Annotated in this window: 11 protein-coding genes and 1 pseudogene; 2 read left to right on the top strand and 10 right to left on the bottom strand. The window is 36.8% G+C overall.

Annotation, left to right across the window (positions count from 1 at the left end; genetic code table 11):
* The 8 genes from OZD64_RS04135 to OZD64_RS06875 all read right to left on the bottom strand — a co-directional run.
* On the bottom strand, positions 1–1109 hold a 1109-nt coding region (locus OZD64_RS04135), incomplete at its 3' end, for a phage tail protein (RefSeq protein ID WP_274999356.1).
* Positions 1109–1918: a baseplate assembly protein gene (locus OZD64_RS04130; protein WP_010962482.1), complete on the bottom strand. Its 810-nt coding sequence runs from the start codon at positions 1916–1918 to the stop codon at positions 1109–1111. The genes OZD64_RS04130 and OZD64_RS04135, both read right to left, overlap by 1 nt.
* Before the next feature lie 2 nt (positions 1919–1920).
* On the bottom strand, positions 1921–2256 hold the full coding sequence (locus OZD64_RS04125; protein WP_015588922.1) for a GPW/gp25 family protein: 336 nt from the start codon (positions 2254–2256) through the stop codon (positions 1921–1923).
* Positions 2253–2507, bottom strand: coding sequence for a PAAR domain-containing protein (locus OZD64_RS04120; RefSeq protein WP_010082109.1), 255 nt, complete (start codon positions 2505–2507; stop codon positions 2253–2255). Before OZD64_RS04120 ends, OZD64_RS04125 begins: the two co-directional genes overlap by 4 nt.
* A gap of 2 nt (positions 2508–2509) precedes the next feature.
* The gene (locus OZD64_RS04115; protein ID WP_015588920.1) at positions 2510–2974 is read right to left on the bottom strand and encodes a phage baseplate assembly protein V; all 465 of its coding nucleotides are present in this window, start codon (positions 2972–2974) and stop codon (positions 2510–2512) included.
* Positions 2961–3434, bottom strand: coding sequence for a hypothetical protein (locus tag OZD64_RS04110; protein ID WP_038198571.1), 474 nt, complete (start codon positions 3432–3434; stop codon positions 2961–2963). Before OZD64_RS04110 ends, OZD64_RS04115 begins: the two co-directional genes overlap by 14 nt.
* 6 nt (positions 3435–3440) lie before the next feature.
* A complete protein-coding gene (locus OZD64_RS04105) occupies positions 3441–3938 on the bottom strand; it encodes a phage tail protein (RefSeq protein WP_274999353.1) in 498 nt (165 codons plus the stop codon).
* Positions 3939–4082 carry a head-tail joining protein gene (locus tag OZD64_RS06875; protein ID WP_010962478.1) on the bottom strand — a complete coding sequence of 48 codons (144 nt, stop codon included), beginning with the start codon at positions 4080–4082 and terminating at the stop codon, positions 3939–3941. It abuts the gene before it with no gap.
* 180 nt (positions 4083–4262) lie between these two features.
* Here OZD64_RS06875 and OZD64_RS04100 point away from each other — a divergent pair, with 180 nt between their 5' ends.
* Positions 4263–5285, top strand: coding sequence for an IS110 family RNA-guided transposase (locus OZD64_RS04100; protein ID WP_070357039.1), 1023 nt, complete (start codon positions 4263–4265; stop codon positions 5283–5285).
* Positions 5286–5470: 185 nt separating this feature from the next.
* Here OZD64_RS04100 and OZD64_RS04095 read toward each other — a convergent pair whose 3' ends face one another.
* Together OZD64_RS04095 and OZD64_RS04090 are read right to left on the bottom strand one after the other, a co-directional pair.
* Positions 5471–5731: a head-tail joining protein gene (locus OZD64_RS04095; RefSeq protein WP_274999351.1), complete on the bottom strand. Its 261-nt coding sequence runs from the start codon at positions 5729–5731 to the stop codon at positions 5471–5473.
* Between the two features lie 90 nt (positions 5732–5821).
* A pseudogene (locus OZD64_RS04090) lies at positions 5822–6115 on the bottom strand (major capsid protein); the annotation flags it as partial.
* Between the two features lie 61 nt (positions 6116–6176).
* On the opposite strand from OZD64_RS04090, the gene OZD64_RS04085 reads away from it, so the two are divergent.
* Positions 6177–6456 (top strand): IS5 family transposase (locus tag OZD64_RS04085; RefSeq protein ID WP_044471353.1); only part of this gene is annotated, 280 nt, incomplete at its 3' end.

Genomic DNA, 6456 nt, shown 5'->3' with positions numbered 1-6456 from the left:
CGATGTTCGTGCCACGTTAGTACGCCTGGGTAAAACACTAAAACGTAATTTTCCGGTTCATGTATTGAATCCTTTTGCTCTGAATTTAAATCCCTTTCAAAATGAATATTGTGCTCTGCCACACCAAATATTATAACTTTTTGGTTGGTAAAATCTTCTACTTTGTAGTGGTGAGTAACGCTAAACCTTTCTAAAATTGGCTTGTGTTTTAAATTCCACAGTTGTTCAGATAGTTTATCACTTCTTAGTAAAAATTTACTTCCTTTCTCTTCTCCACTCGTAACCGGAAAACACGCGTTTATTTCTCCTAAGTTCCAGCTATCTGATAATACTATTTGTGCCTTAGCAAACTTAATTGCCGGTAATAAGCTCTGTGGTAGCGGATATAGCGCTTTGAAGTTATACCACACATGATTCCTTTCATAAATACCGTTATAGTTCTTAGTATGAGGCTCGGTTTCTCCAAGTATTGCTACATCTAGGCGATATATATCATTGCTCAAAGCTTGTTCATAATGATTGCGTAGATAGTTCTCTATAATCCTAACAACTGGACCACTAGACCTGAAAAAATTTACTCTCCCAAATGATAACACTGGTCCATCTTTTTCGATCTTTGTACCAGAGTAGTCTGATAATAAGCTGCCAAAAAAGCTTTCATCTAAAATAAATCTTCCAATATTATAGTGGTCATTGAAAAGCCTCATTAGCCTCGATCTTGCTGGCAATGATAGTTTTGCTAGTTCTACTACTGCATCCACGAAGAAGTCGTTCGGAACATCCCTTATCCCTACCTGCAACTCAAAAAAGTGTTTACCGGGTGGCTCTTCAATGATCGTAATATCTTCTATATTTGCCCACTTTAATGCTATTTTCAGTGAGGCAGGTGTGCCACGCAGTCTTTGAAATTTTATTCCTTCTCTTATCGCCTTTCCTTTGTCTTTTACCCAACGCAGAATTTCCCCCAATCCATATTCTTCTATTATCCACGGTAGTATTTCATCTTTAGAATTAAACTTAAATCCTTTTATCCTGCTTGGATCAACTTTGTAATCGATAGCCTCTACTATGGCTCTTTCTTCTTTTGTGCTATTAGGTGGAAGTAACATTAGCTTTTGCCCATTAATTCGATTTCTAGCTTGCCTAAACAAACGCACTCATTCCCCAGTACCACAACATCTTTTCTTGGCTCTATTAATTCCACGTTTTCTACCCCTTCTACAAATAGATTTGCTATGATCCATGATTTTGTCACCTTCCATCCCAATCTTTTCGTTGCTTCAAATTTTTCGATAAATTTCTTCTTCACCGTTTCAATAATATCCGGTCTTTTAATGCTAATTTTGCTGTGGATATCTATTTCAATAATATTGCAACCAACTACTGTTATCGTATCTGTCAATACCCTTATATCATCCCTGGTGACTCGCTTTCTTACAATATCAAGTAGTTCTTCAGATGCTATGCCATTTGTGGATAACTCCGTGGATAAAATCGAGATCTCTACACTCCCTGGCACTTTTGATTCAACCAGCGCATCCTTTACTCTTCTATCTGCTGAGAGTGCATGATATCGATAATGTTCTTTACTTCCTCCAGTTGACCAGCCTTTTATTTTTGCCTTGATTCTTTTTCTAAATCGTTCATCTTCTTCTCCATCTTGCCTCTCTGCTCCATAAAACTCAGCTAAATTATCAAGTTCTTCCCCCCTTGCAAACTTCAGTAAGTTGCTCCTTGCCGCTTCGTTTATTCTTTCTCTCAGCAAAAGTTCTCGCCATGCTGCTACCTCTAAAATCTTTATTGCTGGGTCACTTTCTACTAATGCCGTAAAACTTTCATCACGACTTACTAATTCTTCTTTCATCCGGGAAAAAATCTCTTCAAAGTTCAGTGGTTCGATAATATTTGGCTGCTCCATCTCTATACCATAATCCCATCAAAATGAATATTTTTCCCATTTGGTAGATAAATACCATCTAATGAAATATTGACCTTTCCTTCTTTCACTTCTGTAATTTTTACTTTTTCTAACTTAAATCTTTGCTCCAACTTTTGTAGAGCTTCTGCTACTGCTGCATAGATTTCCAAAGTTAAATCCCTATTAATTGGCTTATCTACTAATTCAAGTAGTCTTGACCCATAATCCCTTCGCATAACACGTGATCCTATCGGCGTGGTCAGTATGTCAACTATCGATTGCTTTAGATGGTTTAATCCTTCCAATTCCTTTCCCGTGCTAGCATTCATGCCTCTCATTCTGCAAATACATTTTTGCTATCACCCATCACATGAAAACCACACGATACCAAGTCACCTGTTCTTGTTATGCCAATATCATTAACAAATACGCTATTTGATCCCTGAGTTAGTTTCTCCCCTAGAGTTAAGATATCTCCTTTTCGACACACAGATCTACCGTTTACAAAAACATCGCTGCTTCCACTCATACAAACATGTGCTGGTATTCCACTGCAATAATCCCCTATACAAACCACAGCTTTAGCCATACTTAATTAAGGTCGATTCTCTTTGCTTTGAGTTTTATGCCTCTCTTGGTAATCTTCATACTTGATTCTCCTACTTTCAACGTTATTTTATCCACTACATCTATCTTAAGATGGTGCTTTTCTTGCTCATATGATAACTTTGTCCCATCTTGAAATTTTACACTATTTATTTCCTTTTTATTCTCCGGAGGGGGATATTTCTCCTGATATATTGCTGGTAATACTACCCCTAATGACAACTCTCCATATGGCGATAATACTATTACTTGCTCATCAATATTCGGCGCAAACCAACTTCTATCTTCTCCTGCTCTTGCCGTTACCCACGGAAGCCAATCCGTTAAAAATTCCCCTATTTTTACTCGCACTCTTGCTTTTTCATAATCTACTTCTTTAACTAGACCTATACGAATAATGTTCGCTAACTTCCTATTCAGCTCTGAAATTGCAAAATTATGCTCTAACATTTTCGCCAACACTTATTGTATGTGGTATGATACCAGTTTCTAACCACATTAATTGACCTGTATGTAGCTCGTGAACCCATTCGACCAACCACACCAAATATGCATCCAACTCTGGTTTAAAATCATCCCCTCCTGCTGATATAAATTCACCTGCTGAAACATTTTCCACGTCCCAAGTATTCTTATTCACTACCCTTGCAATTTCCGCTGCCAGTGACCTTACCACTACCTGAGAATCCTCAACTGTTCCATCAACTACCACTCTTACCTCAAATCTTGCCCTCAACACTAATTCCTCAGTCCCCGGATCTTTCCCTGGTTCTAAACTTGCAAGCTCTACAAATGCTGCTGGCGCTATTATTTCCCTACGTATTGCTGGATACACTTCGCACGTTTGTATTGCTGGGATTTCTTCTTTTAGCGTTTTACAAATCTTCTGATGTAGATCTCTCCAAAACATACGCTCTTAAATAAAATTAAGTTCATGGTCAAAATACTTCTCAAATACTCTCTCTACTTCATTAGAGACTAACTCTTTCATTGTTTCCCGAGCATGGGTATTTATTTTAATTTCATCTATTGGCAAAGACGTGGTATACCTTCGTCTGAAGATTCCTATATGACCATTTTTCATTGTTGCTATAAATGCTCCTTCATACGTACGGCTTCCTACTTTTGCTCCTATCTTTGTCTGTTTTATACTCCCAAGTTTTGCTACTCCTATCCACTGCGAACTGAGCTTTACTACTGACCATAAGCGCTTTCTATTTGCTTTATCCACACTTAACTTTTTTCTCATTGCTTTTTTTGGTATTTGTTTTTCTTCGCTAACTTGTTTGACAGTTTGTGACCTTACCCATAGTGCTGTTTTGTTTAGTACCCTCACCGTTGCTTTTTCCACTTTTTTCCTTTCAGCATCTATACTTTGTATAATACTACCGGTGACTTCGATGTTAATACGCATCTACACCCCTGACGCTTGAATTTTCCATAGCATTCCCGAATTGTCCCTAAGTGGTGGTGAATATACTTTGTACTTACGCTTATCAATAATAAAGATATCTCCTTGTATCTTGTCAAAAGCATCTGATGTTTTAAGCTTAAGCATTAGGTGGAGAAGGGAAGAACTTTGAATATCTCCTTAGATATAAAATCTGTGTGGTAGACAAGAGTTCCCTTCTCAAAAGTATAGGCTGAACGGTATCGTAGAAAGACCTAAATGGTTATAATTCTGTATCCACAAGGTTAGCCTTACTTTTCATTTTAATAGTAACGTATGGAGTTATATGTGATCAACAACTTTTTGGGTATAGACATATCAAAAGATCGCTTTGATGTTTCTCTTTCATTCATAAGCAACAAAGGAAAACGTGAAACCAGGAAAAGGAGTTTCAAGAATAATGATCATGGGTTTCAAGGTTTACTGAGCTTTCTACAAAAGCATAATGTAGAACAAGTAAAAGCCTGCATGGAAGCTACTGGTTGTTATAGTGAAGCCTTAGCTGAATTTCTACACAATACTGGACATTTTGTGAGTGTTGTTAATCCAGCTTGTATAAGATTTTATGCAAAAAGTAAGCTTATACGACAAAAGAATGATCAGACTGATGCAGAGATAATTGCCGATTATTGCCAAAGACAGGAACCTATTCGTTGGGCACCACCTTCTCCTGAGTTAAAGAAATTAAAGCATCTTTATCGTTGCTCGGCTGCGTTAAAAGATGAATTGACATTAGTAAATAACCACTTAGAAAAAAAAGAGAGACTGCCTAAAGAAGTTGCAAATGCTTGGGAAGACCTTGCAATGAACATAAAACAAAAAATAGAAAGAATAAAAAACTCCTTACGTGAACTATTAAATAAACACAAAGAATTGTTGGAAAATTTTCAACTTCTATTGACCATTCCAGGAATAGGAGAAGAATCAGCAGTAGCTATTTTGGCTGAAGTTCCTAACATAAAAGCTTTCAAGGATGCCAGGCAATTGGCAGCATATGCTGGAGCTATACCACGAAATATAACGTCAGGTACGTCTGTACATGCCAAGCCCAGATTAAGTAAATCCGGTTCACGAACATTATGTAAGGCAATGTACTTTCCTGCCATAGTAGCTAAGAATCATAATCCTACTATTATGACTTTTTGCAAAAGGTTAAAAGAGAAAGGCAAGCATAACATGGCCATTGTGGGAGCTGCAATGCGTAAGTTACTCCATATTGTTTTTGGTGTTTTAAGGTCAAAGAAGGCTTTTGATCCAGATCATATCAAAAACTACAGAGCTAGGAGTTTGGCTGAAAGTTTAGTGCTTTAAAATCAAAAAACGCTCCAATTATGTAAAATAGTATCTTACACAAATTTTGTAACTGGTTAGTGAATATGTTGATAAGTAAATTAATTTTATACGTACAAAAAAGCGGAAATTTACTTATCAACATATTCACTAACTATAATCTGTGTACCGTTACACAAAATGTGAATTGGAAGTATTTTTTAATTTTATGATACAGCTTGAACAATTTTTGTAATTTTTTTGTTGACTTGCAAGACGGTATCTACTACTGGCTGCAATACATCGAATATACTCACCTCCAAAATCAATATCTCCCCTACAAATTGTCCTTCACCAATCTCGTATAATTTATCTGGCTGTTGTTTTAATATTTGCACCATATATGACTTATTCTTTGATTCATACAACGCTTGCTGCCCTAGATGTGCAAAACAATCTGCAAATAATCTTTTAATATCTCTAAACATAATTTTTTAGTTGCTTTTTATTCTTTAGTTGATATAATGCTTCCTGTTCGGGGTATTAAAAACAATCTGCACTTAGCTTTACCTCACCTGTTATGCAGCAAGTTTTACAAGTATACCTGGGCGATGGCACATTGGTAGAGGGTTTGATTGGGTATGAAGGTCAGTCCCTCTATCAAATCTTCTTGGCTCTTGTTTTGCATAGAGCGGTTGTCCTAGTGTATTTACCGTTTCATTAAAGTCCGCTGGCGCAAAGTAAGTAGTAAATGTGCTTGCTGTACCAAGTGGAAAACAGTGACCTGTATCTTTCTCAATAAATCTTCTCACGGTTCCTTCAGGATCAGTTGCTTGTCCTCTGTATTCCTCAAATGTTATTCCACAAAACGTAAGAGGTTGTCCGGAAACAAGTAAAAGGCTATAATATCTGAAATTTTAGTACGGGGTAAAGATGAGAAAAAAGTATCCAACAGATCTAAGCGAAAGGGAATGGGCAAGAATAGAAAAACACTTCAGAGTATCATACAAGAAAGGAGGAAGGCCGCCAAAGTATAGCAAAAGAGAAATATTAGAAGCAATTTTCTATGTATTGCGTACAGGGTGTCAATGGCGGTATTTACCAAATGATTTTCCGCTATGGAAGACTGTGTATGAGCAGTTCAGGCAATGGAAGAAGCAGGGAATTTTTGAGAAAATGAATTATGAAATTACAAAATATAGTAGAAGAAAAA

Origin of the sequence: Wolbachia endosymbiont of Drosophila tristis (genome assembly GCF_028981745.1) — a bacterium.
Classification (GTDB): domain Bacteria; phylum Pseudomonadota; class Alphaproteobacteria; order Rickettsiales; family Anaplasmataceae; genus Wolbachia; species Wolbachia pipientis.
This window is presented reverse-complemented; position numbering and strand designations above follow the sequence as displayed.